General features: G+C 71.2%; 30 protein-coding genes. 11 read left to right on the top strand and 19 right to left on the bottom strand.

The window, feature by feature from the left end; all coding sequences use genetic code 11:
- Window positions 1–309: 309 nt before the first annotated feature.
- Window positions 310–2,154: an exo-alpha-sialidase gene (locus OG210_RS31115; protein ID WP_328323484.1), complete on the top strand. Its 1,845-nt coding sequence runs from the start codon at window positions 310–312 to the stop codon at window positions 2,152–2,154.
- A gap of 90 nt (window positions 2,155–2,244) precedes the next feature.
- On the opposite strand, the gene OG210_RS31120 is transcribed toward OG210_RS31115, so the two are convergent.
- Window positions 2,245–2,988 (bottom strand): FadR/GntR family transcriptional regulator, encoded by a 744-nt coding sequence (locus tag OG210_RS31120; protein ID WP_371539867.1) that lies wholly within the window; start codon window positions 2,986–2,988, stop codon window positions 2,245–2,247.
- A 188-nt stretch (window positions 2,989–3,176) separates the two neighbouring features.
- Between OG210_RS31120 and OG210_RS31125 the strand changes: the two genes are divergently transcribed.
- A complete protein-coding gene (locus OG210_RS31125; protein WP_371539870.1) occupies window positions 3,177–3,647 on the top strand; it encodes a DUF5954 family protein in 471 nt (156 codons plus the stop codon).
- 13 nt (window positions 3,648–3,660) lie between these two features.
- Here the strand turns inward: OG210_RS31125 and OG210_RS31130 are convergent, their stop codons facing one another.
- Window positions 3,661–4,344: a transcriptional regulator gene (locus OG210_RS31130; protein WP_371539874.1), complete on the bottom strand. Its 684-nt coding sequence runs from the start codon at window positions 4,342–4,344 to the stop codon at window positions 3,661–3,663.
- Window positions 4,345–4,460: 116 nt separating this feature from the next.
- Between OG210_RS31130 and OG210_RS31135 the strand changes: the two genes are divergently transcribed.
- The gene (locus tag OG210_RS31135; protein ID WP_328323480.1) at window positions 4,461–4,766 is read left to right on the top strand and encodes a hypothetical protein; all 306 of its coding nucleotides are present in this window, start codon (window positions 4,461–4,463) and stop codon (window positions 4,764–4,766) included.
- Window positions 4,767–4,825: 59 nt separating this feature from the next.
- On the top strand, window positions 4,826–5,530 hold the full coding sequence (locus tag OG210_RS31140) for an adenosylcobinamide amidohydrolase (protein ID WP_371539877.1): 705 nt from the start codon (window positions 4,826–4,828) through the stop codon (window positions 5,528–5,530).
- 17 nt (window positions 5,531–5,547) lie between these two features.
- Here the strand turns inward: OG210_RS31140 and OG210_RS31145 are convergent, their stop codons facing one another.
- Both OG210_RS31145 and OG210_RS31150 read right to left on the bottom strand, forming a co-directional pair.
- Window positions 5,548–6,795, bottom strand: coding sequence for a cation:proton antiporter (locus OG210_RS31145; RefSeq protein WP_371539880.1), 1,248 nt, complete (start codon window positions 6,793–6,795; stop codon window positions 5,548–5,550).
- Window positions 6,796–6,801: 6 nt separating this feature from the next.
- A complete protein-coding gene (locus tag OG210_RS31150; protein ID WP_328323476.1) occupies window positions 6,802–7,287 on the bottom strand; it encodes a TrkA C-terminal domain-containing protein in 486 nt (161 codons plus the stop codon).
- 288 nt (window positions 7,288–7,575) lie between these two features.
- Here OG210_RS31150 and OG210_RS31155 point away from each other — a divergent pair, with 288 nt between their 5' ends.
- Window positions 7,576–8,295, top strand: a complete 720-nt coding sequence (locus OG210_RS31155) for a ribonuclease H (protein WP_328323474.1) — start codon at window positions 7,576–7,578, stop codon at window positions 8,293–8,295.
- Window positions 8,296–8,390: 95 nt separating this feature from the next.
- Here the strand turns inward: OG210_RS31155 and OG210_RS31160 are convergent, their stop codons facing one another.
- Together OG210_RS31160 and OG210_RS31165 are read right to left on the bottom strand one after the other, a co-directional pair.
- Window positions 8,391–9,224, bottom strand: a complete 834-nt coding sequence (locus OG210_RS31160) for a hypothetical protein (protein ID WP_328323472.1) — start codon at window positions 9,222–9,224, stop codon at window positions 8,391–8,393.
- Window positions 9,225–9,376: 152 nt separating this feature from the next.
- Window positions 9,377–9,829 (bottom strand): DUF5990 family protein, encoded by a 453-nt coding sequence (locus tag OG210_RS31165; RefSeq protein WP_328323470.1) that lies wholly within the window; start codon window positions 9,827–9,829, stop codon window positions 9,377–9,379.
- A 153-nt stretch (window positions 9,830–9,982) separates the two neighbouring features.
- Between OG210_RS31165 and OG210_RS31170 the strand changes: the two genes are divergently transcribed.
- Entirely contained in the window at window positions 9,983–10,801 is an 819-nt protein-coding gene (locus OG210_RS31170; protein ID WP_371539884.1) for an endonuclease I family protein, read from the top strand.
- Window positions 10,802–10,884: 83 nt separating this feature from the next.
- Here the strand turns inward: OG210_RS31170 and OG210_RS31175 are convergent, their stop codons facing one another.
- The 5 genes from OG210_RS31175 to OG210_RS31195 form a co-directional block, all read right to left on the bottom strand.
- Window positions 10,885–11,145 carry a DUF6213 family protein gene (locus OG210_RS31175; protein WP_328323468.1) on the bottom strand — a complete coding sequence of 87 codons (261 nt, stop codon included), beginning with the start codon at window positions 11,143–11,145 and terminating at the stop codon, window positions 10,885–10,887.
- Between the two features lie 199 nt (window positions 11,146–11,344).
- On the bottom strand, window positions 11,345–11,674 hold the full coding sequence (locus OG210_RS31180) for a hypothetical protein (RefSeq protein ID WP_328323466.1): 330 nt from the start codon (window positions 11,672–11,674) through the stop codon (window positions 11,345–11,347).
- Between the two features lie 149 nt (window positions 11,675–11,823).
- Window positions 11,824–12,609: an SAM-dependent methyltransferase gene (locus OG210_RS31185; protein ID WP_328323464.1), complete on the bottom strand. Its 786-nt coding sequence runs from the start codon at window positions 12,607–12,609 to the stop codon at window positions 11,824–11,826.
- Window positions 12,610–13,063: 454 nt separating this feature from the next.
- Window positions 13,064–13,330, bottom strand: a complete 267-nt coding sequence (locus OG210_RS31190; protein ID WP_328323462.1) for a heavy-metal-associated domain-containing protein — start codon at window positions 13,328–13,330, stop codon at window positions 13,064–13,066.
- A 286-nt stretch (window positions 13,331–13,616) separates the two neighbouring features.
- Window positions 13,617–13,886, bottom strand: coding sequence for a hypothetical protein (locus tag OG210_RS31195; RefSeq protein WP_371539888.1), 270 nt, complete (start codon window positions 13,884–13,886; stop codon window positions 13,617–13,619).
- Window positions 13,887–14,276: 390 nt separating this feature from the next.
- Between OG210_RS31195 and OG210_RS31200 the strand changes: the two genes are divergently transcribed.
- Window positions 14,277–14,774 (top strand): peptidylprolyl isomerase, encoded by a 498-nt coding sequence (locus OG210_RS31200; protein WP_328323460.1) that lies wholly within the window; start codon window positions 14,277–14,279, stop codon window positions 14,772–14,774.
- A gap of 128 nt (window positions 14,775–14,902) precedes the next feature.
- Here OG210_RS31200 and OG210_RS31205 read toward each other — a convergent pair whose 3' ends face one another.
- The 3 genes from OG210_RS31205 to OG210_RS31215 are packed head-to-tail and all read right to left on the bottom strand — an operon-like array spanning window position 14,903 to window position 17,939.
- A complete protein-coding gene (locus OG210_RS31205) occupies window positions 14,903–15,919 on the bottom strand; it encodes an acyl-CoA dehydrogenase family protein (protein ID WP_328323458.1) in 1,017 nt (338 codons plus the stop codon).
- Entirely contained in the window at window positions 15,916–17,088 is a 1,173-nt protein-coding gene (locus OG210_RS31210) for an acyl-CoA dehydrogenase family protein (RefSeq protein ID WP_328323456.1), read from the bottom strand. The genes OG210_RS31205 and OG210_RS31210 overlap by 4 nt, the downstream gene beginning before the upstream one ends.
- Window positions 17,088–17,939 (bottom strand): enoyl-CoA hydratase, encoded by an 852-nt coding sequence (locus OG210_RS31215; RefSeq protein ID WP_328323455.1) that lies wholly within the window; start codon window positions 17,937–17,939, stop codon window positions 17,088–17,090. The genes OG210_RS31210 and OG210_RS31215 overlap by 1 nt, the downstream gene beginning before the upstream one ends.
- A gap of 131 nt (window positions 17,940–18,070) precedes the next feature.
- On the opposite strand from OG210_RS31215, the gene OG210_RS31220 reads away from it, so the two are divergent.
- From OG210_RS31220 to OG210_RS31230, 3 genes are all read left to right on the top strand, one after another.
- Entirely contained in the window at window positions 18,071–18,856 is a 786-nt protein-coding gene (locus OG210_RS31220; RefSeq protein ID WP_328323453.1) for an SDR family oxidoreductase, read from the top strand.
- 111 nt (window positions 18,857–18,967) lie between these two features.
- Window positions 18,968–19,567: a TetR/AcrR family transcriptional regulator gene (locus OG210_RS31225; protein ID WP_371540553.1), complete on the top strand. Its 600-nt coding sequence runs from the start codon at window positions 18,968–18,970 to the stop codon at window positions 19,565–19,567.
- A gap of 57 nt (window positions 19,568–19,624) precedes the next feature.
- A complete protein-coding gene (locus OG210_RS31230) occupies window positions 19,625–20,782 on the top strand; it encodes an acetyl-CoA C-acetyltransferase (RefSeq protein ID WP_328323451.1) in 1,158 nt (385 codons plus the stop codon).
- 82 nt (window positions 20,783–20,864) lie between these two features.
- Here the strand turns inward: OG210_RS31230 and OG210_RS31235 are convergent, their stop codons facing one another.
- The 4 genes from OG210_RS31235 to OG210_RS31250 are packed head-to-tail and all read right to left on the bottom strand — an operon-like array spanning window position 20,865 to window position 24,419.
- Window positions 20,865–21,992, bottom strand: a complete 1,128-nt coding sequence (locus OG210_RS31235; protein WP_328323449.1) for a nitronate monooxygenase — start codon at window positions 21,990–21,992, stop codon at window positions 20,865–20,867.
- Complete coding sequence (locus OG210_RS31240; protein WP_371539894.1) at window positions 21,989–22,774, bottom strand: CoA-transferase subunit beta; 786 nt, start codon at window positions 22,772–22,774, stop codon at window positions 21,989–21,991. The genes OG210_RS31235 and OG210_RS31240 overlap by 4 nt, the downstream gene beginning before the upstream one ends.
- Window positions 22,771–23,619, bottom strand: coding sequence for a CoA-transferase (locus OG210_RS31245; protein WP_328335287.1), 849 nt, complete (start codon window positions 23,617–23,619; stop codon window positions 22,771–22,773). Before OG210_RS31245 ends, OG210_RS31240 begins: the two co-directional genes overlap by 4 nt.
- A 50-nt stretch (window positions 23,620–23,669) precedes the next feature.
- Window positions 23,670–24,419: an enoyl-CoA hydratase family protein gene (locus tag OG210_RS31250; protein ID WP_328323445.1), complete on the bottom strand. Its 750-nt coding sequence runs from the start codon at window positions 24,417–24,419 to the stop codon at window positions 23,670–23,672.
- Window positions 24,420–24,585: 166 nt separating this feature from the next.
- Here OG210_RS31250 and OG210_RS31255 point away from each other — a divergent pair, with 166 nt between their 5' ends.
- Entirely contained in the window at window positions 24,586–25,545 is a 960-nt protein-coding gene (locus tag OG210_RS31255; protein WP_371539896.1) for an SDR family oxidoreductase, read from the top strand.
- Window positions 25,546–25,603: 58 nt separating this feature from the next.
- Here the strand turns inward: OG210_RS31255 and OG210_RS31260 are convergent, their stop codons facing one another.
- A complete protein-coding gene (locus tag OG210_RS31260) occupies window positions 25,604–26,395 on the bottom strand; it encodes an SDR family oxidoreductase (protein ID WP_328323440.1) in 792 nt (263 codons plus the stop codon).
- Window positions 26,396–26,491 lie beyond the last annotated feature (96 nt).

Consider the following 26,491-nt stretch of genomic DNA (forward strand, 5'->3'; position numbering starts at 1 on the left):
ACCTCTGCCCCCCGTACCTGTTCCCCCTGACCACTGACTCCCGGTTTCCGACCCCGTAGCTCTGGGTCCGCCTGCTCCGGACGGGCGATTCCATCCTTTCGACGGCCCCGCGGCCCGGTCCGCGGGGCCGTCGCCGTCGTTCCGGGGAACTCGCCTCAGGCGACCGCCCATTGACGCCTCTGCCTGCCCGCTCCTAAGGTCTCGAATCGTTCGACGCATGACGTCTGATGTCATGCATCACATATTCCCTGACCTCTTTCATCTCTATTGTCCTTATCCTCCCCATCGCACCGAGGAGTGTTCGAGCAGATGGCACTGACGTGGAGATCACCAACACCCCTGCGGCGACTGTTCGTTGCCCTGTCGGCGGTGGTGGCGATGCTCGCCGCCACCGTTGCCACGACGGGCCCGGCCGTCGCGGCGGACGGCACCCAGTCGGTCGTGGTCAGCCAGGACTGCACCAGCAGCCGGATCCGTGTGTCGCTGCTCAACCCCACCGCCGCGGCCACCACCTTCACGGTCGCCTGGCCGGGCAACGGCACCTGGACCCGCGCGGTGGCCGCCGGCGACCGTACCGATCTGTACTTCTCCAAGCCCAGTGGTACGGACTACTCGTTCCGCACCACCACACCCCAGGGGCTGGACAGGACCACGACGGGCACGCTGGACTGCGGCCGGTCGATGGCAGCGCAGATCAGTGCCGAGTGCCCACTCGGCGCTGACGGTTCGCCGTTCGCGACCCACCGGCTGAAGCTCACCCTGGTCAACCGGTCCGACACGTCGAAGACCTTCACCGTGGCGTGGGCGGGACGCTCCGGGTCCCCCTGGACCCGTACCGTGGCGGCCCACGGCTCGGACGACACGCTGTCCTGGACGGCGGCCGACGGAACCCCGTACCGGATCAGGACGACAGCCACCGGCTTCGACCGCACCGAGAGCGGGACCGCGCGCTGCGGGCTGTCCGCGGGTGCGCCCGGCATGAACACCCGGACCCTGTTCGCCGCGCATACGTCCACCAGCGCCGGAACCCCGATCGCCGGGCTGAACCGGGCCAGGGCGGACGGCAGCGGTTACGAGACCTACACCGGCACCGCCGCTTCGGTCCGTATCCCGGCGATGGCCGTCACCAACAACGGCACCGTCATCGCCATGGCCGACGCCCGCATCGACAGCTCGGGCGACCTGGGCGGCAGCAGCAACAACATCCAGGTGGCGATGCGCCGCAGTACCGACGGCGGCGCCACCTGGACCGGCGCATCGACCGTCGCGCACGCGGCCACCACCAGCGAGGGATACGGCGACAGCAGCCTCCTGGTGGACCGTTCGGCCGGGCCGGACGGCACGGTGTACGCGTTCGTCAACTACTCGCCCGCGCCCGGCATCGGCTACGCGGGCTCGTCGGCCGGCTCGAACTCGGCGACCGACGGCACCGCCATGCACATCAGAGTGATGTCCTCCACCGACAACGGCGCCACCTGGACCCGCCCGGTGGATCTGAACCCTCAGGTCAAGAACGTCAAGTGGGCCGGGATGTTCGCCTCTTCGGGCCATGGCATCCAGCTCTCCGACGGCCGTCTCGTCCAGCCGATCGTCTACAAGCAGGACGGGGCCGACCACGCGGGCAACATCTACTCCGACGATCACGGCGCCACCTGGCAGGCGGGCGCCCCGGCGGCGACCGGCGTCAACGAGAACAAGGCCGTTCAGCGCGACAGCGGCCAGGTGGTGCAGAACCTGAGGTCGGACAGCGGAGGCAACCGCTGGTACGCCACCGCCGCAGACACGGCCACCGGCCGGAACGTCGCAGGCGCCTATGGGCCGGCATGGAACTCCGGCCTGATCGACCCCGGTTGCAACGCCGACGAGATCTCGTACCTCAGGCCCACCGATGTCGGCGCCGCCGGATATCCCACCCGGACCCCCGTCACTGTGCAGAGCAACAACGCGTCGGCCGACCGCAGCGAGCTGACGGTGCGGGTGAGCGAGGACGACGGCGTGACCTGGCCGCACCAGGTGCTGATCAAGCCGGGAGCGGCCGGCTACTCGACCACGGCGGTCCTCGGCAACGGTGTGATCGGCGACCTCTTCGAGGCCGGTGACACCGGCGGCATCGTCTTCAGCAGCTTCACCCCCGACTGGGCACGGCAGTCCTGACCGCCCGGCCCCGGCCTGCTTCGGACCGGCGTACGAGTGGTGGGCGCCGCAGCAGGCCGAGGGGCGGGCGCGGAGCGCCGGAGAGGCGGTTCAGGTGGCCGGAGCCGCCGCCCGTGCCTCCTGCACCCGGCGCCTGACCGGCGCGTAGTGCTCCGCGATGGCGAGGGTGAAGGCGTCGACATCGCCGGCCCGGGCGGTGTCGACGATCCTGCGGTGGTTGGCCACGGTCTCGGCCTCGTCCTTGCTGGTGAACACGGAGAGATGCGGCACGACGATCGTGTACACGTCCCAGAACGCGAGCGACAGCTGCCCGATCAGCTCGTTGCCGAGCGGCTCGACCAGCAGGGCGTGGAAGGCCCGGTCGGCCTCGACGAAGCCCGTACCGTCGGCGTTTCCCGACCGCTCCATGTCGTCCACGATGCGGTAGAGGGTGCGGAGGTGGTCGCTGTCCAGGGAGGTGAGGATGCGCTCCGCCATCCCGCGCTCGAACAGCTCGCGTACGTCCACCAGATCCGACATGACCTTGAAGTCGTCGTCGCGGCTGAGCAGTCCGCGGAAGGTGAGCCCCTCCACCAGCGCGGAGAGACTGAGCCTGCCGACATAGGTGCCGTGGCCGTGCCGCACCTCGACGATGTCCAGCGCGTCGAGGGTCTTGACCGCCTCGCGCACACTCGACCGGCTCGCGCCGAGGGTGGCGCTCAGTTCGCTCTCGGTGGGCAGCGGGTCCCCCGGACGGAGTTTGTTCTCCAGGATGTACCGCTTGATTCCCTCGCTGACCTCCTGTCTCAGCAGCGAACGCCCCTGACGTCCTTCCAGGACTTGTCGGCTCTCCACCCCTTGACCCCTCTCCTTGTCCCAGCTACATTCACACGTTACCAGCCATCAGACATCAGACGTCAGACAAATCTCACGTCCGGTGCCGTCGCTGTTACGTCCTCCCTCCGCGCCAGGAGGACCCGCCGCGTTCCGGACACCGCGCTGACGTCTTACGGCGACCCGGACCTGGGCAGGATGATGGCCCCATGAGCGATCACGACGAGACCGCGGGCAGCCGGAGCGCTTTCGACGAGGAGGCACGACAGGTCCTCGCGACGGGCGCACGCGAGGAGAAGCTGCGCCGCCGCTATCCGATCGAATCGACGTCCTTCGAGCGGACCCGGATGGCGCCGTACACCGCGTACGCGGCGATGGTCCTCGAAGGCGCGGGATGGCGGCAGATGTTCCCGGCCCAGCCGAGCGAGGACGAGGCGCGGCTCGATCTGGCCGCGGTCCTGCGCGGTACCACCGAGCACCCGCAGGTGACGGCTGTCCGTTACACGCAGGCGGCCGACGCCGTCGAGAACGGCGCTGACCAGGTCGTCCTCGGCGAGAGGGTCTACCGCATCGTGCGCGTCGAGCAGACTGTCGTCATGACGGAGTACGGACCCGAGCCGCCCCAGGGGACGGACTGCCCCTTCCCCGAGGAGTTCGACGACCGGGAGTCCGAGCACTGAACCGGCATGTCCGTCAGGCCAGTTCGGCGAGGGTGTTCCAGAACATCAGCTCGTAGCTCTGCAGCAGCCGCCCGTGCCTGCGGGCGGCTGCGGTGTCGAGACCGCCGTCGAGCCCGGCCTGGACGGCGTCCGCCGCCTGCGCTTCGAGAGCGGGCGCGGGCTCGCCGAAGAAGTCGAAGAACCCGCAGGCCTCGTCGTCGAAGCCGTAGTGGGTGCGCAGCCCCTCCGCGATCGCCGCGCAGTAGCCGCCCCAGGCGGCGAAATTGGCGGTGAGCGCGAGGGCCGCCTCTGCCGGCGCACCGGTCAGCGCCAGCCTCGCCACGTACGAGGGGTAGGCCTGGCAGCCGGCCGTCGGTTCGTACGCCGCCACGTCGGTGCTGTCGAGTCCGCACGCGGCGGTCAGTGCTTCGAGCCGCTCGGCCGCGGAGTTCTCCCCGCCCGCGAGGCCGGCGAAGAATACGGCACCGGCGTCCTCCCGGCGAGCGGCCGAGCGCTCGGCCAGATACGCGAAGGAACTCCGGTCGCTCGCGATGATGTGCTGCTGTTCCAGCGCGAGTGCCGACAGCGCGCGGAGGTCCGCCGTACCCGCGGCGATCAACGGGACCAGCCGGTTGTCCGCGGCGCCCGGTGCGAGCTCGGCCGTGGTGCTGCTGAGTACGTCGAGCGCTCTACGGTCCATTCCCGTTCCCTTCGTCATGGGTAGGCGGTACCCGCCCAGAGTGTGTGCGGCACCTGTCGTGCGCAGCCCGGGCGGCGGTGCCATACTCGGACATGTTCACTCGAACGGCTGTCCCTGTCCGAAAGGACGACGCCATGACCTGGGCTTCGTGGACCACCAGCGGAATCTTCGCGGGACCGGGCGGAGTCCGTACGGAAGAGGTCGGTGTGCTGACCGGCGACCTGACGGTGCACACCACGTGGTCGGAGGACCAGGCGTCCTTCGCCGTGCAGTACAGCGGGTCGTCGGACTGGTTCACCCTGGTCGGCAGCCCCGTGCCCTGCGGCTCGGAACGAGCCAGCCGTGAACTCCACCAGATCGTCGTCGAGGCGGTCCGCACCGGCGGCGGAGCCACGGCACAGACCGTCCAGTACAACGCAGGGCCCTGGACTCGGCCGTAGGGTCGGTGCCCTGCCCGGTCTGCCGTCTCTCCCCGTAACCCGTCGCGTTAGGGTGCGGGGTGCTGTTGAGAACTGCTGGGCCCGGCGCCCTGGATGACGTACGGCTCCTTGTCCGTGAGGAGGAGGGCGAGCGCTGGCCGCTGCTGCTCTGGATACCGGGGCCCGGCCGCCGCATGATCTCCAGTGCGGCGCTGGGCGGAGGCATCGGGGAGCGGCACTGGGTGCTCAACGCCCAGGTGCGGCCCGGCTACGCGCGGATGGACACGGAGCGCCATCTCGCCGGGATCGCCGGACAGGCCGGTGCGACGGGGCCCGGGGTCGGGCTGATGACAGCGGCGTCCGTACGGGATGCCCGCTCCGCCGGGGACGGCGGAGTGCAGGCCCTCGTCACCGCCGGAACGGGGGTGCACGGCTGGGCGGCCGCCCCCGGCGCGGGCAGTCAGGAGCCGCAGCCCGCGGGGACGATCAACATCATCGTGGCGGTGCCGGTGCCGCTCTCCGACGCGGCTCTGGTGAACGCGGTTGCCACCGCCACGGAGGCCAAGGTCCAGGCCCTGCGGGACGCCGGTCTCGACGCGTCCGGCACGCCCACCGACGCGGTGTGTGTCTCCGTACCCGACCCGTCAGCCGGTCCGTCGTCCCGCCTGCCCGGTGCTGTGGAACCCTTCGCGGGGCCCCGGTCGCGCTGGGGCGCCCGGATCGCCCGAGCGGTGCACCGCGCGACGTTCCTCGCGTGCCTGCCGCCCGACGCCGCCCGGCGCTGACCCGCAGCCCGCGGCGGTCAGCCGCGGGACCCCGCCGTGCCGGCCGCGTCCGCCGTATCCGCCGTGTCCACCGCGTCGGTCGTCCGCGGCGCCTCTGACGGAGCCGTGTCCGGCGTACCGCGGCGGAGCCGGCGTGCCAGCGGCTCGGTCCAGCGGGCGGTCAGCGGCCCCACGATGACCAGGATCAGGACGTACGCCGTGGCCAGCGGGCCGATGCGCGGCTCGACGCCGACCGCCAGACCCGCGATCACGATGGAGAACTCACCGCGGGCCACCAGCGTGCCGCCTGCCCGCCACCGTCCCGCGGTTCTGATCCCGGCCCGGCGGGCCGCGTACCAGCCCGTGGCGATCTTCGTCAGCACCGTCACGATCGCGAGCAGCAGCGCGGGGACGAGGACGGGCGGAATGTCGGCCGGGTTGGTGCTCAGCCCGAAGAAGACGAAGAAGACGGCCGCGAAGAGGTCCCGCAGCGGAGTCAGCAGGTTGTGCGCGCCTTCGGCGACCTCACCGGAGAGTGCGATGCCGACCAGGAACGCACCGACCGCCGCCGAGACCTGGAGCTGCTGCGCGATCCCCGCGACGAACAGCGTCAGCCCGAGGACCACGAGGAGCAGCATCTCCGGGTTGTCGGACGAGACCGCCCGGCTGATGAACCGGCCGTGGCGCAGCGCCACATAGAGAACCGCGCCGACCGTGCCGAGGGAGATCAGCAGGGTGAGGCTGCCCCCGGCCAGGCTGAGCCCGGCGAGCAGTGCGGTGAGCAGCGGCAGATAGACGGCCATCGCCAGGTCCTCGATGACCAGCACGCCGAGGATGACCGGTGTCTCCCGGTTGCCGAGGCGGCCGAGATCCCCCATCACCTTGGCGATCACTCCGGATGAGGAGATCCACGTGACACCGGCCAGCGCGACGGCGGCGACCGGGCCCCAGCCGAGGATGAGCGCGGCGGCAGCGCCCGGGGTCGCGTTCAGTACGAAGTCGACGATTCCGGAGGGGTACTGCGTCTTGAGGTTCGTGACGAGTTCGGACGCGCTGTACTCGAGTCCCAGCAGGAGCAGCAGCAGGATGACGCCGATCTCGGCGCCGGTGGCGGTGAACTCCTCGCTGGCGTCCAGCGGTATGAGCCCGCCGTGGCCGAAGGCGAGTCCGGCCAGCAGGTACAGCGGAATGGGGGAGAAGCCGATGCGGCCGGCGAAGCGGCCCAGGAGGCCCAGGGCAAGGATGACCGCCCCGAGTTCGATGAGCAGCGCGGACATGTCGTGCACAGGCGTCTATCCTCCGGTGATCAGTTCCGCGACGGCGTCCACGCCCTCGCGGGTGCCGACGACAACGAGGATGTCGCCACTGGCGAAGCGGAAGTCCGGGGTGGGAGAGGGGAATGCGGTGGTCCGCCGCAGCACGGCGACGATGGAGGCGCCGGTCCTGGTGCGCGCCTGAGTGGCGCCGAGGACCCGCCCCGCGTACGGGGACCTCTTGGTGACCGCGATGCGTTCGCTCACCAGGTCGATCTCCAGGTGCTCGTACAGCTGGGCCACCGGCGCCGGTGTGAGGAGCCGGGACAGCGCGGCCGCTTCGTGCGAGGCGAGCGGCGTCGAGCTGCGGCAGCTGTCGTCGTCCTCGGGGTCGTGGAACGCGAGGATGCGCCGGCCGTCCTGATGTGCCACGACCGAAATGTGCTGTCCGGCATCGGTGTTGAGGTCGTACCTGGTTCCGACTCCGGGCAGGCCGGTTTTCCGGATGCGGGCGGCGGGTTCCATGGAAGGCTCCATCAAAGGCATTCAGGGGCGGTGTGCGGGCACGGTTGCCGCAGGCGTGGTACGACCGCGCCCGGTCTCGGCGGATCCGGTCCGGTGGGCAGGCGGTAGCTCTGCTCATACTCTAGCGCAGGTCAAGTAATGGTAAATAGTGCAGTCTTTATGGGGTAGTTCATCACCTTTGTGTCCGAATTGTCGGGGGAGATGGATCGGTGGTGGCGCTCTGTGCTGATGTCCCCGGCCGGGGCCTCCCGGTGAGGGCGCGGTGCCGGGCCCGCCGCTGTTGCTGGCATGATCGGGGGCATGGCTGAACGCGTTATCGCCGCGTGTGACGGGGCGTCGAAAGGAAATCCGGGACCTGCCGCATGGGCCTGGGTCATTGCCGACGGTGCGGGGGTACCGGTCCGCTGGGAGGCGGGGCCGCTGGGCACGGCGACCAACAACGTGGCCGAACTGACGGCTCTGGAGAGCCTGCTGGCCGCGGTGGATCCCGGCGTCGCGATGGAGATCCGGATGGACTCCCAGTACGCGATGAAGGCGGTCACGACCTGGCTGCCCGGCTGGAAGCGCAAGGGCTGGAAGACGTCGGCCGGCAAGCCGGTCGCGAACCAGGAACTCGTGATGCGGATCGACGAGCTGCTCACCGGCCGTACCGTCGAGTTCCGCTACGTCCCCGCGCACCAGGTCAACGGTGACCCGCTCAACGACTTCGCCGACCGGGCCGCCAGCCAGGCCGCAATCGTGCAGCAGGCCGCGGGCAGCCACCTCGGCTCCCCGCAGCCGCCCGCCGCGCCCGACGCCGTCCGCACCGGCGGGGCGTCCCGGCGTCCCTCGGGGGGCGCCACGAAGGCCGGGCCGTCGGCGAAGCGCACTTCGTCGCGGACGCTGAACGCGAAGTTCCCCGGCCGCTGCCGGTGCGGCCGCTCCTATGCGACCGGTGAGCCCATCGCCAAGAACGCGGACGGCTGGGGCCACCCCGACTGCCGCACGGCGGACGGCGCCGGGGCGTAGGACCTGTCGGCCGGTCCCGGTCCGGGACTGCCCGGGCCGGGACCGCAGTGCTCAGCCGTCGGGATCGGCCGCCCGGACCAGACCGGCCGTCCGGATCAGCCGGCGGGTGAGTACGAGTAGACCGTCGTGGACACGATGCAGGCGCCCGGCTGGACCACCTCGGCGCGCAGGGTGGACGTCTTCGGGTCGTAGTCGACGCCCTCGGACTCGAAGGTGCCGGAGCAGATGCTGCGCCGGGGGAGCTGGAGCAGTGTCGTCACCCGGCCGGTGACCGCACTGCCGTCCAGGGCGTGCGGGAGGTCGACCTGGAGCAGGTCCTTGGCCTCGTCGTCGGACACGCACACCAGCCGGGTGTCCGATGCGAAGTCGCAGCCCTGGATGTCGCTCACCGTACGGTCCAGCGAGATCTGGCCGGCCTGCGGGAGCGTCCCGCCCGTGGGCGGAGTGGCCGGATTCAGCAGCGGAGCCGGGAAGACCTGGAGGCGGTCCTGGTCCCCCCACTCCCCGGAGACCATCCACTGCGAGTCCGGAGAGACCGCGGCGAAGGAGTTGTTGAGCTTCTCGCCCGGGTCGAGTTGGTGGACGTACTCGTACCGCTTCCCGTCGGGGGTCGTCACCGCGTACATCTTCGATGTCGCACTGTCCCCGCCCTGGTAGGCGTCGAACACATCGCCGTCGGCGATGTCCGGGTCGCCGACGTGGTTCCAGCCCTTGGTGCGGAGGTCCAGCGGTACCGAAGCGAGCCCGCGGAAGAGCAGCGAGCCGTCCGCCCGGCTGGCGACACCCTCGCCGCCGGTCAGAGAGCCGGTGTAGGAGGTGCCCGACTCGGTCCAGCCGCCCGGGGAGGCGGTCGCGCTGGGCAGGAACGCGACGGAGAGCGCTATGGCACCCGTCAGAACGGCGGCAACGCGGAGCGTTTTGGGGGGCACTGATCCTCCGTCTGTTCGGCAGCGGGAGGCGAAGCGTAGACCGGACGCCCTGACGAACGCACCGCATCGGCGTGGCAGTTCCGCACCGATGGCCGGAATGTGACGTAGCCGCGCGCCCGGCGACCTAGTCGGCGGGACCTAGTCGGCGGGACCTAATCGGCGGGCTCGGCGGTCCAGGTGATCAGCGGGGGCCGCACCGAACCGCAGAGCGGCTGCCCCTGGCCGTCGGTGAGCCGCAGCCGGGCGGTGAGACGGCCTGACCGTACGGCCGCGTCGAGTACTTCGGGGCTGACTGCGTCCAGCATCAGTTTGGCGCGCCGGAACATGGTGGCGGTGCCGCCCTCGTCCGCGGTGGTCCAGGAGAGATAGACGAAGCGTCCGCCGAACCGGTTCTGGATGTACGGACCGGAGACGACGGTGCCGTCAGGTCCCGGCTCCGCCGTGCACTCCAGCGTCCACCGGGCCGACGGCAGGTCGCCGGCGTGCGGGGCGGCCACTTCCTGGGGGCAGTCCTTGGCCTGGACGCCGACGTGGATGTCGACTGCGTCGGCGAAGGCGGAACTGGTGCGGCCGGGGAGGCCGGAGGCTTCGATACGGAGCTGCATACGGCCATTGTCCAGGGCCGGGGCGTTCGGCAGATCAGCACACGCTCGTTCCGTGTTCTTCACACGCCGGACCGGGAGGCGTGGCAGTGTCCTGTGAACCGTACATGACATCAACCACGTGCTATCGCGCGCCAGTTGGAGAGGACACCCCACATGTCCCGTCTTACAGCGAAGAGATGGATGACCGCCGCGGCTCTCGCGGCCGTCGCCGCACTGAGCGTGGCACCCCCCGCGCCCGCGGCGGCCCGCCCGGCCCCCCTCCCGGCGGCGACGGCCTCCCGGGTGCTGGACGATTCGTACTACGCGGACGCCGAGGGCAAGTCCGGCGCGGCGCTCAAGAGCGCCCTCCACACGATCATCAGCAAGCAGTCGACGGTCACCTACGCCCAGGTCTGGAACGCGCTGGAGGTCACCGACCAGGACCCGGCCAACTCCTCCGACGTGATCGAGCTGTACACCGGGAAGTCCGTGCCCAAGTCGAGCAGCGGCGGCAGTACGGGAGACTGGAACCGCGAGCACGTATGGGCCAAGTCGCACGGAGACTTCGGTACGGCCACCGGACCGGGCACCGACCTTCACCACCTGCGGCCCGCGGACGTCGCGGTGAACGGCATCAGGGGGAACAAGGACTTCGACAACGGCGGCACGGCGGTCGCCGGAGCCCCCGGCAACTACACCGACTCGGACTCCTTCGAGCCGCGCGACGCGGTCAAGGGGGATGTCGCCCGCATGATCCTCTACATGGCCGTGCGGTACGACGGTGGTGACGGATTCCCGGACCTGGAGCCGAGCGACAAGGTCGACAACGGATCGGCCCCGGCCATCGGCCGGATCAGCGTGCTCACGAAGTGGAGTGACGAGGACCCGCCCGACGCCTTCGAGAAGCACCGCAACGACGTGATCTACAGCGACTACCAGCACAACCGCAACCCGTTCATCGACCACCCCGAGTGGGTCGACTCGATCTGGTAGACGCGTCTCGCGCGGAGGGTGGGCCCGGGTCCCGGGCCCACCCTCCGCCGTACCGCTCCCGGGGCATGCCGGGGCTCAGGAGTTCAGGGGCTCAGGGGGCTCTCCCCGTCCCCGCTTCCCTTGGAGGTGTGGGCGATGCACTCGACGTCGATCTGGTCGGCGAGTTTCGCCAGTTCGATGGTGAGGGCGGCCACGGTGTCCTCGTCGGCGTTCGACGCCTCGTCGCGTACCGCCTGGAGCCAGCCCGCGCCGAGCGTCCGCAGCATGTGGCTCACGTCGGCGGCTGCCACATGCAGCACGCCCTGCTCGTCGGGGACCAGGGCCAGCATGACGTCACGGTTCAAGTCTCTCCGCCTCCAGTGTCTGCGGAATGCTCCGCGGTGCGACTCTAATGACACCTTGCGCCCTCACGCGGGACATGAGGTCCATGCCCTCCGCGAGCGCGGGCGATGCACGAGGTATCCGTATCCCTCGTGTGCCCGCTTCCGGCCTTACCCACCCGCACGAGCGACGCGGCACGCGGAGTGGGAAGGCGGCCGGACCTCACCGCCGCTCGGCGCGGCGGCGCCGGATGACGGCGATGTCGATGGCCGACACGGCGGTGAAGAGAGCGCAGACGGCGGCAAGGGCCACCAGGACGGCCGTGCCCGGGGATCCCGGGGGGCGCGCCGAAGCCGCCCACAGGGCGAGGAGCGCCGCCCCCGCGGCGAACAGCGGCAGGGCGATGACGGAGAGCACCATACGGGCACCCAGTGCGCTGTAGGCCGTCAGCGGTTCAGTCCCGGTCCTGACCCAGTGGGGGCCGGAGAACACGGAATGCGAGTGCGGGGCTGCTCCGCCGTGGCCGGTGCCCAGCGCGGCACGGTGCGACATGAGGAATCCCCTTCCTGGCTGCGGCCACCGCGGGCGGCCGCGCACCTGATCACACGGATCCTGTACCACCCAGTGTGCTCCGCCCGCGCCGCTCCCGGCGGAGGCCGGTTCCTTGCGGCATCCGGAGGGGACTTCCCGGGGCCGAGGCCCTAGCGGATGCGGCCCACCGCGGCGTAGATCCCGCTGCCCTCCGCTTCCGGGGCGGCCGTGTCCTTGAACCACTCGGTCGCGGTCACCAGGCCAGGCTCGACGAGATCGATTCCGTCGAAGAACCGGGCCACCTCGCCGTGGGTGCGGAAGCCGAGCCGGATGCCGCCCTTCGCGTACTGCGCCGTGACCAAGGCCGCCAGTTCCTCGTACCGGTCCGACGCGGCGTGCGACAGCACCAGGCAGCTGCCCGGTGCCAGCGTCTCCACCAGGGCGCCGACGATGCCGTACGGGTCCTGGTCGTCCGGCACGAAGTGCATCAGCGCGATCAGGGAGAGCGCGATCGGCCGGTCGAAGTCCAGGAACTTCCTGGCGTGCTCGATGATCGTCTGCGGCTCGCGCACATCCGCCTGGATGTAGTCGGTCGCGCCCTCCGGGCTGCTGACCAGCAGGGCTTCCGCGTGCCGCAGGACGATGGGGTCGTTGTCCGTGTAGACGATCCGCGCCGACGGCACGGTCTGCTGGACGATCTGGTGCAGGTTCGGCCGGGTCGGGATGCCGGTGCCTATGTCGAGGAACTGGTCGATGCCGCTGCTCGCCAGCCACGCCGCGGCGCGGTTCATGAACGCGCGGTTCTGCCGGGCGGCGTCCTTCGCCTCGGGCGGAAGGCTCTCGCCCACCTCCTGGTCGACGGGGTAGTTGTCCTTGCCGCCCAGCAGCCAGTCGTAGACCCGCGCGGGGTGCGGCTTGCTCGTGTCGATCCGGGGGGCGGGTGCGGCTGCCGTCATGGCGGGCTCCGTTGTGCGAGGAGTGGACGGGGCAGGCCCCTGGGTGAGGCCGGGGGAGAGGCGACTGCCGCACTGCCGCAGTCCACCGCACCCCGGCCGACCAGCGCCTTGTCGGCGCAGTCTGCCACAGCAACTCGCCACGCAGCACATGGCATTGGCCCTCGCGGAACTGCTGGGACGGGGGATGACGCGACGAAGGCGGACCGGGCCAGGCAGGCCCGCTCCGCCTTTCGCGCGGGTCGGTGAGGCAGTGGGGCAGTGGCGCGGTAGGGCCGGACCCCATCGGGCCTCCCGAAGACCAGGGCGAGACCTACCGCGAACGTTGCTGTCCTGCCGATGGTGTTCATCGCTTGTCCTTCGGGGAGCCGGCGGCTCCGTGCCGATCGTGCGGGGGTGGGGTACGGGCGGTGGCGGCCGGCGCCCGCGGTGCGCGGGCGGCCGGGGCGGCGCTGGATCAGTGGCAGCTGCCGCAGCAACTCCCCGACGCCTCATCGGGCGCCGCGGTGACCTCGTATCCGGCCTCGTCGATGGCGGCGGCGAACGCCGCGTCGTCCACGGCGCCGGTGGACGTCACTGTCACCTTGCCGGTGGGCAGGTCGACATCGACCTGGATCACGCCGTCGATCCTGGAGACCTCTTCGGTGACGGACTTCACGCAGTGCGCGCAGGTCATGCCGCTGACGGTGTAGACGGCCGGGGATGCGGACGCGGTGGTGGTCATGGCGAAGCCTCCTGCTTCTCGGTCGCGCCGACGGTCTCTCACCGCCGGTCACTCATCCGACTACATACCCCATGGGGGTACCTCGTCAAGTCGGATCCACCTGTGGCATCGGGCTGGCGGTGCGTACCGCCTGGGGGTATGTTGCAGCTCCAAGAATTAATACCCCCCTCCGGTATGTGGGCAGTGATGTCAGACTCAGCCGCACCTCCGCATCCGCGGCGCCGGACCGCGCTCGCGGTGACCTCGGCGGCCTCATCACCCAGTACGCCAGCTGGCCCTGGGTCTTCTACATCAACATCCCCATCGCGATCGCCGTCCTGGCCATCACGCCGGGCGTCATGCCGTCGGTCCCGGCGCGCCGGGGTTCCATCGACCTCGCCGGAGCCGTCACGGTCACGGCGGGACTGGCCATCGCCGTCTTCGCGGTGGTGCGGGCCCCAGGAGCGGGCTGGGGCTCGCCCAGGACCTGGCTCGTCCTGCTGGCCGGGATCGCCCTGATCGCCGCGTTCGTCGTCATCCAGTCGCGGCGCCGTGAGCCGCTGATGCGGCTCGCCATCCTGCGTTCACCCAACCTGGCGGGTGCCAACATCGCCCAGCTGCTGATGGCCGCCGCCTGGATCCCGATGTGGTTCTTCCTCAACCTCCATCTGCAGCAGGTGCTGGGGCTCGGCGCGTTCGCCTCCGGGGCCGCGCTGCTGCCCGTGACGGTCGATCGGCGCCGCGGTACTCGCTGCGGCCGGCGGGGCCGCCTCGCTCCTCACCCTGCGCGGTGCGCCGGCGGCCGGTGGAGCGGAGGGAGCGGCGCGGCAGGAGCAGCAGTCCGAGGCCGTCTGACTGGCCCTGTTCCGCCGCCGGCCGGGCGGCGCGCCGGATGCGTATCGCTGCGTCCGGCGGGGCGCCGGACCTGTGGCCTGGGGCTCCGGGACGGACGTGACAGGATGTCTCCATGTCTACCAACGTTTTCTTCGACATCACCATCAAGGGCGAGGCCGCGGGAAGGATCGTCTTCGAGCTCTTCGACGGCGTCGTTCCCAAGACCGCGCAGAACTTCCGTGAGCTCGCCACCGGCGAGCACGGCTTCGGCTACGCCGGCTCCGCCTTCCACCGCGTCATCCCGGAGTTCATGCTCCAGGGTGGCGACTTCACCCGGGGCGACGGCACCGGCGGCAAGAGCATCTACGGCGAGAAGTTCGCCGACGAGAACTTCACGCTGAAGCACGAGCGTCCGTTCCTGCTGTCGATGGCCAACGCCGGCCCGAACAGCAACGGCTCGCAGTTCTTCATCACCACGGTGGTCACCCCGTGGCTGGACGGCAAGCACGTCGTCTTCGGCGAGGTCATCGAGGGTCAGGACCTCGTGAAGAAGATCGAGGCGCTGGGATCCCGCTCCGGCGGCACCAAGGCGAAGATCGAGATCGCGGCTTCCGGCGTCGTCGAGAAGTAACCCCCGGGATCCTTTCGGGGCCCTCCGGGGTCCTCCGGGCGCTGCCTGGAGATGTCCGGGTGCCTCCGCGACCACCGCCACTGCGAGCGGTCGCGGAGCCCCGGACTCCGGTCGTGCCTCCTGAGGCTTCAGTCACCCGGCGCGGCCAGTACCCGGGCCCGGCAGGCGGACGGCGAGCCCCAGGCCGAGCGCAGGGCGCGGGCCTTGCGGATCCACAGCGACAGGTCGTACTCGGCGGTGTAGCCGATGGCGCCGTGCAGTTGCAGTGCGGTACGGGCCGCCGCGTAGGCGGCCTCGCCCGCCGCCACCTTCGCGGCCGCGACCTCGGCCCCCGCGTCCGGCGACTTGTCCGCCAGGGCCACCGCGGCACCGTGCACCAGCGGGCGCGCGAACTCCAGCCCGACCAGCGCATCGGCCAGCCGGTGCTTCACGGCCTGGAAGGCACCGATGGTGGTGGAGAACTGCGTGCGCTGCTTGGCGTAGGCCACGGTCCGCTCGACCAGTGCCAGGCCGACTCCCAGTGCCTGGGCCGCAGTTGCGAACGTCGCCCAGTCGGCGGCCGTACGGGCTGCCGCGCCGACGTCGGCGCCCGATGCGAGCGGGACGCCGCCGGCGATGTGCGGGACCGCCAGCCGCCTGGCCGGATCGATCGAGGGCTGGACGGTGCCGTGCCCGGACGCCGTGTGCAGCTCCGTCTCTCCCGGTCCCACTACGAAGGTGACGTCGGCCGTGTCCATGTCCAGGGCGTACGGTCCGCCCGCCGGCAGGGCCAGCGACGCCATCGCCTGTCCCGATGCGAGCCGCGGCAGCCACCGCTCCGCCGTCGCCGTGTCCTGGCACCCCTCCCGCCCGCCGAGAAGAACGCCCGCCGCTACCGTCTCCACCAGCGGTCCCGGTACGACGTGCCGACCCAACTCGATGAAGGACACGGCGAGTTCGACGGGCAGCGGGCCCATGCCCTCGTGCTCCTCCGGTACGGCAAGGGCGAACACACCCGCGTCGCCGATCCGCTTCCACAGCGCGCGGCCGGGGCCGGTGTCGCCCGCGCCCCAGGCCCGTACCGCAGCCGGGGTGTCGGCCGATGAGAGCATCCGGTCCACCGTCCGGCCGAACTCGGTCTGTTCGTCGTCGAGGAGGAATTTCATGACCGGCGTCCCTTCGGCAGGCCCAGCAGCCGCTCGGCGATGATGTCGCGCTGGATCTCGTTGGTCCCCGCGTAGATGGGGCCCGCAAGCGAGAAGGTGTAGCCGTCGGCCCAGCCGCCGTCGGCGGGTGCGTCCGCCGCCTCGTCCGAGAGCTCGCCGTACGGGCCGAGCAGGTCGAGCGCCGTCTCGTGCAGGCTGATGTCCAGTTCCGACCAGAAGACCTTGTTCAGACTGGACTCGGCACCGATGGAGCCGCCTGCCGCGATCCGCGAGGCGTTGGCGTAGGTGAACAACTGGTAGGCGCGCGAGCGGATCACGGCGTCGGCGACCCGGTCGCGCAGCGCGGTGTCGTCCGGGTCGGCCTCGGCGCGCCACAGTGCGGTGAGCCGTCCGGCCGCCGCGGTGAAGCGCCCCGGGCTGCGCAGCGTCAGGCCGCGTTCGTTGCCCGCGGTGCTCATCGCGACCTGCCAGCCGCGGTTCGGCTCACCGATGACGTCGGCGTCGGGCACGAAGACGTCGTCGAGGAAGAGCTCGGCGAAGGCCGGTTTGCCGTCCAGGCGTCCGACGGGCCGCACCGTCACGCCGTCGGCGTCCAGCGGGAACATCAGATAGGTGAGGCCGCGGTGCGGCCGGTCCGCGTCCGGGTCGCTGCGGAAGAGCCCGAAGGCCCGGTCGGCGAAGGCGGCCCGCGACGACCACGCTTTCTGGCCGTTGAGCAGCCAGCCGCCCGCCGTCCGGGTCGCGGTGGAGCGCAGCGAGGCCAGATCCGACCCGGACTCCGGCTCGGACCAGGCCTGCGCCCAGATCACCTCACCGCTCGCCATGGCGGGCAGGATCCGGCCGCACTGCTCGGGGGTGCCGTGCTCGAAGAGGGTGGGGGCGAGGAGGTTGATGCCGTTCTGGCTGACGCGGCCGGGCGCGCCCGCCGCGAAGTACTCCTCCTCGAAGATCAGCCACTGCAGGATCGAGGCGTCCCGGCCGCCGTGCCGGGCGGGCCAGGAGACCACCGACCAGCGGTCGGCCGACAGGGTGCGTTCCCAGGCGCGGTGGGCCGCGAAACCCTCGGCGGTCTCCAGGGAGGGCAGGGACGAGGCGGGGACGTGTGCGGTGAGCCAGTCGCGCGCCTCGGCGCGGAAGGCGTCCTCGGTGGCGGAGAAGTCGAGATCCATCAGCGTCCTGCCTTCTTCATCGCGCCGATATCCATTCCGCCGAGCGAGTCCGCCGCCGTCTCGGCGTTGTGCGCGTGGGCGAGATGGTGGAGGCCGAACACCGAGTCGAGACCGGTGTGCAGGCCCTGCAGATCCTCGGCCTGGTTGACCGCGCGCTTGGTCAGGGCCAGCCCCATCCGGGGCATCTCGGCGATACGGGCGGCGAGTTCACGCGTACGGTCGGTGAGCTCGGCGGCGGGGACGACCCGGTTGACCATGCCGACCTCGTAGGCGCGCTGCGCGCTCATCCGGTCACCGGTGAAGAGGAACTCCTTTGCGATCCGCGGGGGCATCACCCAGGGGTGGGCGAAGTACTCGACACCGGGGATCCCCATCCGTACGACCGGATCAGCGAAGAACGCGTCGTCGGAGGCGACGATGAGGTCGCAGATCCAGGCGAGCATCAGCCCGCCCGCCACACACGCGCCGTGCACGGAGGCGATCAGCGGCTTCGGCAGCTCGCGCCAGCGCCGGCACATGCCCAGATAGACCTCGGACTCCCGGGCGAAACGGCTCTCGGCACCCGTCTTGTCCGAGTGGTCCCACCAGAGTCCCGCTCTGCGGTCGAAGGGGAGGTGCGCGTCGCGCTCCGGTGTCCCGATGTCGTGCCCCGCGGAGAAGTGCCGGCCCGCGCCCGCCAGGACGACGGCCTTGACCTCGCTGTCGTCGGCCGCGCGGTAGAAGGCGCGGTCGAGCGCGTAGGTCATCGCGGAATTCTGGGCGTTGCGATAGTCCGGGCGGTTCATGGTGACGAGGGCTACGTGGCCCTGCCGCTCGTAGCGCACCACGGGCTCCTCGTGGTCGGCGGTCATCGGCGGCTCCTTCGGTGGCGGGTGTTCTTCCCTAACAAGTGTTTGGTAGGTTAACCTACGGCCATGAGCAGCGTCGAGGAATCCGGCACCGGGGCCACCCGGCAGCGGACCGCATCGCGAGGTGGACAACCGTGAACAAGCCCCCGCAGTACCTCCCCGGGCACCAGCTGCTCGCCGGCCGCACCGCAGTGATCACCGCGGCCGCCGGCGCGGGCATCGGCGGCGCCACCGCGCGCCGGTTCCTGGAGGAGGACGCCCGCGTCGTACTCGGCGACAGCCACGCCCGCCGCCTGGACGAGACCGTCGGGGCACTTGCGGAGGAGTTCGGCGCGGACCGGGTCGCCGGCGCCGCCTGCGACGTCACCGACGAGGAGCAGGTGGGCGCCCTCCTCGACCTGGCCGAGGAACGGCACGGCCGGCTCGACCTCGTCGTCAACAACGCGGGGCTCGGCGGAACCGCCGATCTGACCGAGATGACCGACGCCCAGTGGGACAAGGTCATCGACGTCACCCTGAACGGGACCTTCCGGTGCACCCGCGCCGCACTGCGCCGGATGAGGGCCTCCGGCGGCGGAGGAGCCGTCGTCAACAACGCCTCCGTCGTCGGCTGGCGCGCCCAGCGCGGGCAGGCCCACTACGCGGCCGCGAAGGCCGGCGTGATGGCGCTCACCCGCTGCGCGGCCGTCGAGGCCGCCGAGTACGGCGTACGGGTCAACGCGGTCTCACCCAGCCTGGCCATGCACCCGCACCTGGTGAAGGTCACCACGCCCGAACTGCTCGAACAGCTCACCGAGGCCGAGGCCTTCGGCCGGTACGCCGAGCCGTGGGAGATCGCCAACGTCATCGTCTTCCTGGCCAGCGGCTACTCCTCGTACATGACCGGCGAGACCGTGTCGGTCAGCAGCCAGCACGCGTGAGCGGGGAACGACAATGGGTCTGTGCCTACAGCCAAGAACACGCCGGCCGACCACGTGCCGGCCAAGAACGCGCCCGCAGCCAAGAACGCGCCGGCCGACAAGAAGCCCGCGATGAGTCCCTCGCCCGCGCGGCGCAGGGAGCTGCTCGCCACCGCAGCCGAGGTGTTCGCAGCCCAGGGCTACAACGCCACCACGGTGCGGAAGATCGCGGACGAGGCCGGGATCCTGGCCGGCAGCCTCTACTACCACTTCGACTCCAAGGAGTCGATGCTCGATGAAATCCTGACCACCTTCCTGGACGAACTGTGGGCCCGCTACGACGCCGTACTGGCCTCCGGTCTCGGCCCCAGGGAGACCATCGAAGCCCTTGTGACCGAGTCCTTCCGGGAGATCGACCGGCACCGTGCCGCTGTCGCCATCTACCAGAAGGAATCCAAGTACCTCTCCGTGCAGCCGCGCTTCGGCTATCTCGCCGACTCGCAGGAGAAGTACGAGAAGGCCTGGCTCGGAACGCTCGAACGCGGCGTCTCCGATGGGGCCTTCCGCGGCGATCTCGACGTCCGCCTCACCTACCGCTTCGTGCGCGACACCGTCTGGGTCGCCGCGAGCTGGTACCGGCCGGGCGGACAGCACAGCCCGGAGGAGATCGCCCGCCAGTACCTCGCGATGGTGCTGGAAGGCATCGCGTCCGGGCCGCACCAGCAAACGTAGACCGGCCGCCGGTTGCCGACGGCCGGAACCCCAGCAGGTTCCCATGGAGGAGCAGTCATGGCCGAGGCCTACATAGTCGAAGCGGTACGCACCCCGGTCGGGCGGCGCAAGGGCGGGCTCAGCGCCGTCCACCCGGCCGACCTCGGCGCGCATGTGCTCCGGGCGCTCGTGGAGCGCTCCGGTATCGACCCGTCCGCCGTCGAGGACGTCGTATTCGGCTGCCTGGACACCGTCGGCCCGCAGGCCGGGGACATCGCCCGGACGAGCTGGCTGGCCGCCGGACTCCCCGAGGAGGTGCCGGGTGTGACCGTCGACCGGCAGTGTGGCTCCTCCCAGCAGGCCGTGCACTTCGCCGCCCAGGGGGTGCTGTCCGGCACCCAGGACCTCGTCGTCGCGGGCGGCACCCAGAACATGTCGATGATTCCGATCGCCTTCGCCAGCAGGCAGGCCGCCGAGCCGCTGGGGCTGACCGAAGGGCCTTACGCCGGGTCCGAGGGGTGGCGGGCGCGCTACGGCGACCGGCCCGTCAACCAGTTCCACGGCGCCGAGCTGATCGCCGAGAAGTGGGGCATCTCCCGTACCGACATGGAGGAGTTCGCGCTCCGCTCGCACCAGCGCGCGCTCCGGGCCATCGACGAAGGGCGCTTCGCACGCGAGACGGTCGCCTACGGGGATGTCGCCACCGACGAGGGGCCGCGCCGGGACACCTCGCTGGAGAAGATGGCCGGGCTGAAGCCGGTCGTCGAAGGCGGCCGGCTCACCGCGGGTGTCTCGTCCCAGGTCTCCGACGGGGCGTCGGCCATGCTGCTCGCCTCCGAACGGGCCGTACGCGAGCACGGGCTGACGCCCCGGGCCCGGATCCACCACCTCTCGGTCCGCGGTGAGGACCCGATCCGGATGCTGTCCGCGCCCATTCCGGCGACGGCGTACGCGCTGAAGAAGGCGGGCATGTCCATCGACGACATCGACCTGGTCGAGATCAACGAGGCGTTCGCGCCGGTGGTGCTGGCCTGGCTGAAGGAGACCGGAGCCGATCCGGGGAAGGTCAACGTCAACGGCGGCGCCATCGCGCTGGGCCACCCGCTCGGGGCGACCGGCACCAAGCTGATGACGACGCTCCTGCACGAACTGGAGCGCACCGGCGGGCGCTACGGCCTCCAGACCATGTGCGAGGGCGGCGGCCAGGCCAACGTGACCATCATCGAGCGCCTCTGACGGGTCTCCCACGCAACGGCCGTGCCGTTCCCGACACCTGGGAGTGTCGGGAACGGCACGGCCGTTGTATGTCCCGGTGTTCTCAGCCGGTCCCGGCGGACGCCCCGGGGAAGGCGACTCCGGCCTCCAGCGCGGCCAGCGACCGCAGCGTCCCGTGGGCCTCGGACATGATCCGGCCGACGAGTTCCGCACAGGACGGCAGATCGTCGATCAGACCGGCGACCTGGCCCGACGCCATCACCCCCAGATCGGGGCGGCCGTCCACCATCGACGCCTTGAGCATCATCGGTGTGTTGGCGGCCAGCAGCACCTGACTCCAGGTCAGGTCCTTGCCGTGCTTCATGGCCAGGCCGTCGCGGACCATCTCCGCCCAGCCGAGACCGGAGTGCGCCTTGAAACCGGCGGCGTGCCGCAGCGCCCGCAGCAGCGCCGCGGGCCGCCCCGAGCGTTCCAGTGAGGCGACCAGCGGGGTACGGAGCATCCGGTGCGGCAGCCCGTCGACCTTGGTGGTGACCGTGATGTCCTTGACGCCCGCCGCGAGATACTCCGCCTTCACCGCGTCCGGCACCGTGCTGTCCGAAGTGAGCAGGAAGCGGGTGCCCATGGCGACGCCCGCCGCGCCCTGGGCGAGCGCGGCCACCAGACCGCGGCCGTCACGGAAACCGCCCGCCGCGACGACGGGGATGTCCACCGCGTCGACGACCTGCGGAAGCAGCACGGTGGTGGCGACCTCACCGGTGTGCCCGCCGCCCTCGCCGCCCTGCACGATGACCGCGTCGGCGCCCCACGCGGCCACCTTCTCGGCGTGCCGGCGCGCGCCGATGGACGGGATCACCACGACGCCCGCGTCCTTCAGCCGGCCGATCAGGGCCTCGGAAGGGGCGAGCGCGAAGGACGCCACCCGCACGCCCTCCTCGATGATGAGGGCCACGCGGTCCGCGGCGTCACCCGCGTCGGCCCGGAGGTTGACGCCGAAGGGCTGGTCCGTACGGGACCTGACCTCGCGCACCGCCGAGCGCAGCTGCTCCAGCGTCATGGTCGCGGAGGCCAGGATGCCCAGCGCCCCGGCGTTGGCCGACGCCGACACCAGACGGGGCCCCGCCACCCACCCCATGCCGGTCTGCACGATCGGATACCGCACGCCGACCAGCTCGGTGAGCGGGGTGGAGAGCGTGGCGGCCGGGCCCGTACCGCCGCTGCCCCCGGTCACGTCCGCACCTCGCGGTTGCGCAGACCCGCAGGGTCGATGACCGTACGGATCAGCCGGAGTTCCTCCGCGCTCGGCTCGCGGGTACGGGGTACGTCGTCGGCGACCGAGAGCGGGAACCCGGTGGCCTCGCGCACCTGTGCCGCGCTCACCCCGGGGTGCAGCGAACGTACCCGCAGCGTCCGGTCCGGTGTCTCGAAGTCCAGCACGGCCAGATCGGTGACGACCCGGCGCAGCTGGTGGAAACGGGTGGCCGAAGGGCCTGCGGCGGCGGCACGGTCGTGGCCGACACCGCTGACCATGTCGACCTTGTCGACGAACACCCGGGTGGAGTGCCGCGGCACCCAGTAACTCGTCGGGTTGTTGATGGTGTTGACCGGGCCGCCGCGCACACCGAGCAGCTGCCTGGTGGGCTGCTTCCAGTCCCCGATGCAGCTGATGTTCTGGTTGCCGTGCCGGTCGAGCTGGCTGGCGCCCATCATCACGTGCCGCTTGCCGCCGGTCACCATGGAGAGGTGCCGCCGGTAGGGCAGCCAGCCCTCGACGACCTCCGGTGTGGCGCCGATGGCGGGGACATCGCCGATCACCAGCGCCTCGCCGTCGGTGAGCAGCAGGTCGGGGGAGAAGGTCAGCCGGGCGAGCCGGGCGCCGACGGAGGGCACGGTCCCCATCGGGCTGGCCAGGATCTCGCCGTCCCCCCGCCAGGCCTCTGCGCAGGCGATGACGCAGTACTCGGCGCGGGTGACATCGCTCCGCTCATCGGCGGTGGCGTCCTGTGTGCTCATGCGCCCTCCTCGGCGAACGCCGCGACCGCGGCCTGATACGTGTCCTCGTCCCCGGACAGGAAGCGTGCGGTGAACTCCCGCCAGGCGTCCGGGTCCGCGGCGGCCTTGGCGTACGCCGCCTGGAACGGCTCGTCGCGTCCGTAGTCCGGCACACAGGAGGTGAAGTGGGCCCCGTTCGGGGTCTCGACGACCCCGGTCACCGACTGCCGGCCGACCAGCAGGGTCTGCGGCGACCCCGCGGCGGCGAACTCCGTGCTCGGCACGATGCGTTCACAGGAGAGGTACGCCTCGGTCGCCGCGTCGCAGAAGAGGTCGTCGAAGTACGGGTCGGGGCCCAGGTACTGGCCGTTGCCCCGCGCGTCGGCCCGGTTGACGTGGACGAGCGCGGCGTCCATCCGCAGCGCGGGCACGGCCACCAGCTCCTCGCCGTCCGCGTACGGTGAAGTGACCGTACGCAGCTCCGGGTTGACCCGCATCACGTCCGAGCCGAGACCGGCCCGTACGGGCAGGAACGGCAGCCGGTGGGTGGCCGCGGTCAGCCCCCACATGAACATCGACTCGTCCAGCTCGGTCAGCTCGAAGTCACCGCGCTGGCGTGCCGCACGGAAGTGCGGTTCCAGCGGGATGGAGTCGAGCGTCGCGAAGGCGGCCACCAGCTTGCGGATCTTCCCGGCGGCGGCCAGCAGGCCCACATCGGGGCCGCCGTACGAGATGACGGTCAGATTCGTGACGTCCGACCGCAGCAGGGCCCGGACGAGCGCCATCGGCTTGCGCCGGGAACCCCAGCCGCCGATCCCGATCGTCATACCGCTGCGCAGCCGCCCGACGACCTCGTCCGGCGTCATGATCTTTCCGGCCTGGCCGGTCTGCCCGGTCTTGCCGGGTGTGTCGCTGGTCACGACTTCTCCTTGCTTCCGAAGGTGTCACGGACCCGGTCGGCCACGCCGAGCAGGTTGGCCTCGAAGGTGAAGCCCTGCTCGAAGCGGTAGCTGCGACGGACGTCGACCGGGTCGATCCCGTTGATGGCCGCCTTCGCCAGGCGGATCAGAGTGCCGTCCTTGGCGGCGATCTCCGCCGCCAGCCGTACGGCCGCGTCCAGCAGCTCCGCGCGCGGGACGATCTCCCACACCGAGCCGTGGTGGTGCAGTTCCTGCGCGGTTGCGGTGCGCGAGGTGTAGTACAGGGTGCGCATCAGGTGCTGGGGGACCAGGCGCGAGAGGTGGGTCGCGGCGCCGAGCGCGCCCCGGTCCAGCTCGGGGAGGCCGAAGGTGGCGTCGTCGCTCGCCACGATGGCGTCCGCGTTGCCCACCAGGCCGATACCGCCGCCCAGGCAGAAGCCCCCCACGGCCGCGACCACCGGGACCTCGCACTCGTACACCGCGGCGAACGCCTCGGCGCAGCCTCCGTTGGCGCCCACCAGTGCCTCATGGCCGTCGGTGCGCTGCATTTCCTTGATGTCGACTCCGGCGTTGAATCCGCGCCCGGCCGCGGCGAGCACCACACAGCGCACGGCCGGGTCGCTGCCCGCGGCGCGTACGGCCGCTGCCAGGTCGTACCAGCCCTGTACGGGCAGCGCATTGACCGGAGGGAAGTCGACGGTGACCACGGTGACGCCGCTGAGCGGGCTTGAGGTGGAGACACCCATGAGCAGATCAGCTACCTTTCCACCAAACATTTGTTAGGTGAGAAGGTAGCAGTGGTTCGCGTACGGCGGGAGGGGGTGCCGGGCGTCCTCGCCCGTACGAGTGCCCAGGAAGCTGAAGAACCCGAAGAAGCAGAAGAAGTTCGAAGAAGCGAAGAGGAGAAGTGGGATGACGTCAGAGAACGCGCAAGGCACGACCGACGGTACGGCCGGGAACGGCGGGGGAATCTGCGCGGGGCGGGTCGCCGTCGTCACCGGGGCGGGCCGGGGGCTGGGGCGTGCCCACGCGCGCGCCCTGGCGGCCGAGGGTGCCCGGGTCGTCGTCAACGACCTGGGGGTCGGGCTCGACGGGGCGGGCGGCTCGGCCGGTCCCGCGCAGGACGTCGTGGACGAGATCGTCGCCGCGGGCGGCGAGGCCGTCGCGCACGGCGGGGACATCGCCACAACGGACGGTGCGGCCTCCCTGGTCACCGCCGCGCTGGACGCCTTCGGGCGGCTGGACATCCTGGTGAACAACGCCGGGTTCCTGCGGGACAAGATGCTCGTCAACCTCGACGAGGAGAGCTGGGACGCGGTCATGCGGGTCCACCTCAAGGGGCACTTCCTGGCGCTCAAGCACGCCGGGGCGCACTGGCGCGCGGAGGCCAAGGCGGGGCGGACGCCGCAGGCCCGGGTGATCAACACAAGTTCGGGCGCCGGACTGCTCGGCAGCGTGGGGCAGGGCAACTACGCGGCGGCCAAGGCCGGGATCCTGGGGCTGACCCTGGTCGCCGCCGCTGAACTGGGCCGCTACGGCGTCCAGGTCAACGCCATCGCCCCCGCCGCCCGCACCCGGATGACGGAGACGGTCTTCGCCGACGCCATGGCCGCGTCCGGCGACGGCAGCTTCGACGCGATGGCCCCGGAGAACGTCTCGCCGCTCGTGGTCTGGCTGGCCTCCGGGGCGTCCGGCGGAGTCACCGGCCGGGTCTTCGAGGCGGAGGCCGGGCGGATCACCGTCATGGAGGGGTGGCGGCCCGGCCCGGGTGCCGACAAGGGGGCGCGCTGGACGCCGGCCGAGGCGGGCGAGGCGGCGCTGCGGCTGCTCGCCGCGGCCGAACCGCCGCAGCCGGTGTACGGCGCGCAGTGAGCGCCACCGTGCGGGCGCCGCGAACGGGTGCCCGCACGGTGGTCGGCCCGCCGGCCCGTCAGCCGGCGGCCGCGTCGCCGGAGCGTGCCGCGAGGTAGCGGCCCGGGACGTCTCCGCCCCCGTGCACCGCGAGATCGGCGCCGTTCACGTACGACGCCTGACGGCCCGCCAGATACAGGCACGCGTCGGCCACGTCGGACGGCACGGCCATCCGCCCCATGGGGATGGTCCGAGCCACCGCCGCACCTCCGTCGTTGCCGTAGACGGCCGCCGCGTTCGCGGTCCGGATCAGCCCGGTGGTGATGTGGTTGACGCGGACTCGCGGCGCCCACTCCAGCGCCAGGGCGCGGGTCAGGCCGAGCAGTCCGGCCTTGGCGGCCGAGTAGGCGGCCGTGCCCGGCTGCGGGTCGTGGCCCGAGACGCTGCCGATGTTCACGACCGAGCCGCCCTCGTCCTGCGTCCGCATGACGAGGTTGGCCGCCTGGGCCGTGTAGAAGGGGGCCAGCAGATTGAGTGCGACGATCCGCTCGACGAACCGCGGTGAGACGGTGGCTGCGTCCGAATCGGGCGAGCCCCCCGCGTTGTTGACGAGCGTGTCCAGCCGGCCGAACCGGGCCGCCGCGTGCTCGATGAGGCCGGCCGCCGCGTCGGGGTCGCGTACATCCGCCGCGAGGAAGGCCGCGGTGCGTCCGCCCGCGGCGGGCAGGGCGTCCGGTTCGCCGCGGCCGCACACGAGGACCTCGGCCCCCGCGCCGAGGAACGCCTCGGCGATCGCGTATCCGATGCCTTTGGTGCCGCCCGTGACGACAACTGCCCGTCCAGTGAAGTCCGCCGGGTTCCTGATGGTCATGAGCCGCCTCCGTGCTGTCCGGGCCCGGCTGTGCCATGGACGGCCGGGAGCTGGTGCGATATCAACCTACCAAGCGTTAGGTAGGTGAACTAGAGT

This window comes from Streptomyces sp. NBC_00466 (assembly GCF_041433995.1).
In the GTDB taxonomy this organism is placed as follows: Bacteria; Actinomycetota; Actinomycetes; order Streptomycetales; family Streptomycetaceae; genus Streptomyces.

Excerpts from the sequence above, each read along its gene's own strand:
- OG210_RS31205 (WP_328323458.1), bottom strand. The coding sequence starts at position 15,919 with ATGAAATTCCTCCTCGACGACGAACAGACCGAGTTCGGCCGGACGGTG.
- OG210_RS31225 (WP_371540553.1), top strand. The coding sequence starts at position 18,968 with ATGAGTCCCTCGCCCGCGCGGCGCAGGGAGCTGCTCGCCACCGCAGCC.
- OG210_RS31165 (WP_328323470.1), bottom strand. The coding sequence starts at position 9,829 with ATGCAGCTCCGTATCGAAGCCTCCGGCCTCCCCGGCCGCACCAGTTCC.
- OG210_RS31250 (WP_328323445.1), bottom strand. The coding sequence starts at position 24,419 with ATGGGTGTCTCCACCTCAAGCCCGCTCAGCGGCGTCACCGTGGTCACC.
- OG210_RS31260 (WP_328323440.1), bottom strand. The coding sequence starts at position 26,395 with ATGACCATCAGGAACCCGGCGGACTTCACTGGACGGGCAGTTGTCGTC.
- OG210_RS31130 (WP_371539874.1), bottom strand. The coding sequence starts at position 4,344 with ATGACGAAGGGAACGGGAATGGACCGTAGAGCGCTCGACGTACTCAGC.
- OG210_RS31240 (WP_371539894.1), bottom strand. The coding sequence starts at position 22,774 with ATGAGCACACAGGACGCCACCGCCGATGAGCGGAGCGATGTCACCCGC.
- OG210_RS31215 (WP_328323455.1), bottom strand. The coding sequence starts at position 17,939 with ATGACCGCCGACCACGAGGAGCCCGTGGTGCGCTACGAGCGGCAGGGC.
- OG210_RS31155 (WP_328323474.1), top strand. The coding sequence starts at position 7,576 with ATGATCGGGGGCATGGCTGAACGCGTTATCGCCGCGTGTGACGGGGCG.
- OG210_RS31180 (WP_328323466.1), bottom strand. The coding sequence starts at position 11,674 with ATGTCGCACCGTGCCGCGCTGGGCACCGGCCACGGCGGAGCAGCCCCG.
- OG210_RS31135 (WP_328323480.1), top strand. The coding sequence starts at position 4,461 with ATGACCTGGGCTTCGTGGACCACCAGCGGAATCTTCGCGGGACCGGGC.
- OG210_RS31125 (WP_371539870.1), top strand. The coding sequence starts at position 3,177 with ATGAGCGATCACGACGAGACCGCGGGCAGCCGGAGCGCTTTCGACGAG.
- OG210_RS31245 (WP_328335287.1), bottom strand. The coding sequence starts at position 23,619 with ATGACGCCGGACGAGGTCGTCGGGCGGCTGCGCAGCGGTATGACGATC.
- OG210_RS31195 (WP_371539888.1), bottom strand. The coding sequence starts at position 13,886 with ATGGCGAGCCGCATCAGCGGCTCACGGCGCCGCGACTGGATGACGACG.
- OG210_RS31210 (WP_328323456.1), bottom strand. The coding sequence starts at position 17,088 with ATGGATCTCGACTTCTCCGCCACCGAGGACGCCTTCCGCGCCGAGGCG.
- OG210_RS31150 (WP_328323476.1), bottom strand. The coding sequence starts at position 7,287 with ATGGAACCCGCCGCCCGCATCCGGAAAACCGGCCTGCCCGGAGTCGGA.
- OG210_RS31230 (WP_328323451.1), top strand. The coding sequence starts at position 19,625 with ATGGCCGAGGCCTACATAGTCGAAGCGGTACGCACCCCGGTCGGGCGG.
- OG210_RS31200 (WP_328323460.1), top strand. The coding sequence starts at position 14,277 with ATGTCTACCAACGTTTTCTTCGACATCACCATCAAGGGCGAGGCCGCG.
- OG210_RS31190 (WP_328323462.1), bottom strand. The coding sequence starts at position 13,330 with ATGACCACCACCGCGTCCGCATCCCCGGCCGTCTACACCGTCAGCGGC.
- OG210_RS31170 (WP_371539884.1), top strand. The coding sequence starts at position 9,983 with ATGTCCCGTCTTACAGCGAAGAGATGGATGACCGCCGCGGCTCTCGCG.
- OG210_RS31115 (WP_328323484.1), top strand. The coding sequence starts at position 310 with ATGGCACTGACGTGGAGATCACCAACACCCCTGCGGCGACTGTTCGTT.
- OG210_RS31185 (WP_328323464.1), bottom strand. The coding sequence starts at position 12,609 with ATGACGGCAGCCGCACCCGCCCCCCGGATCGACACGAGCAAGCCGCAC.
- OG210_RS31255 (WP_371539896.1), top strand. The coding sequence starts at position 24,586 with ATGACGTCAGAGAACGCGCAAGGCACGACCGACGGTACGGCCGGGAAC.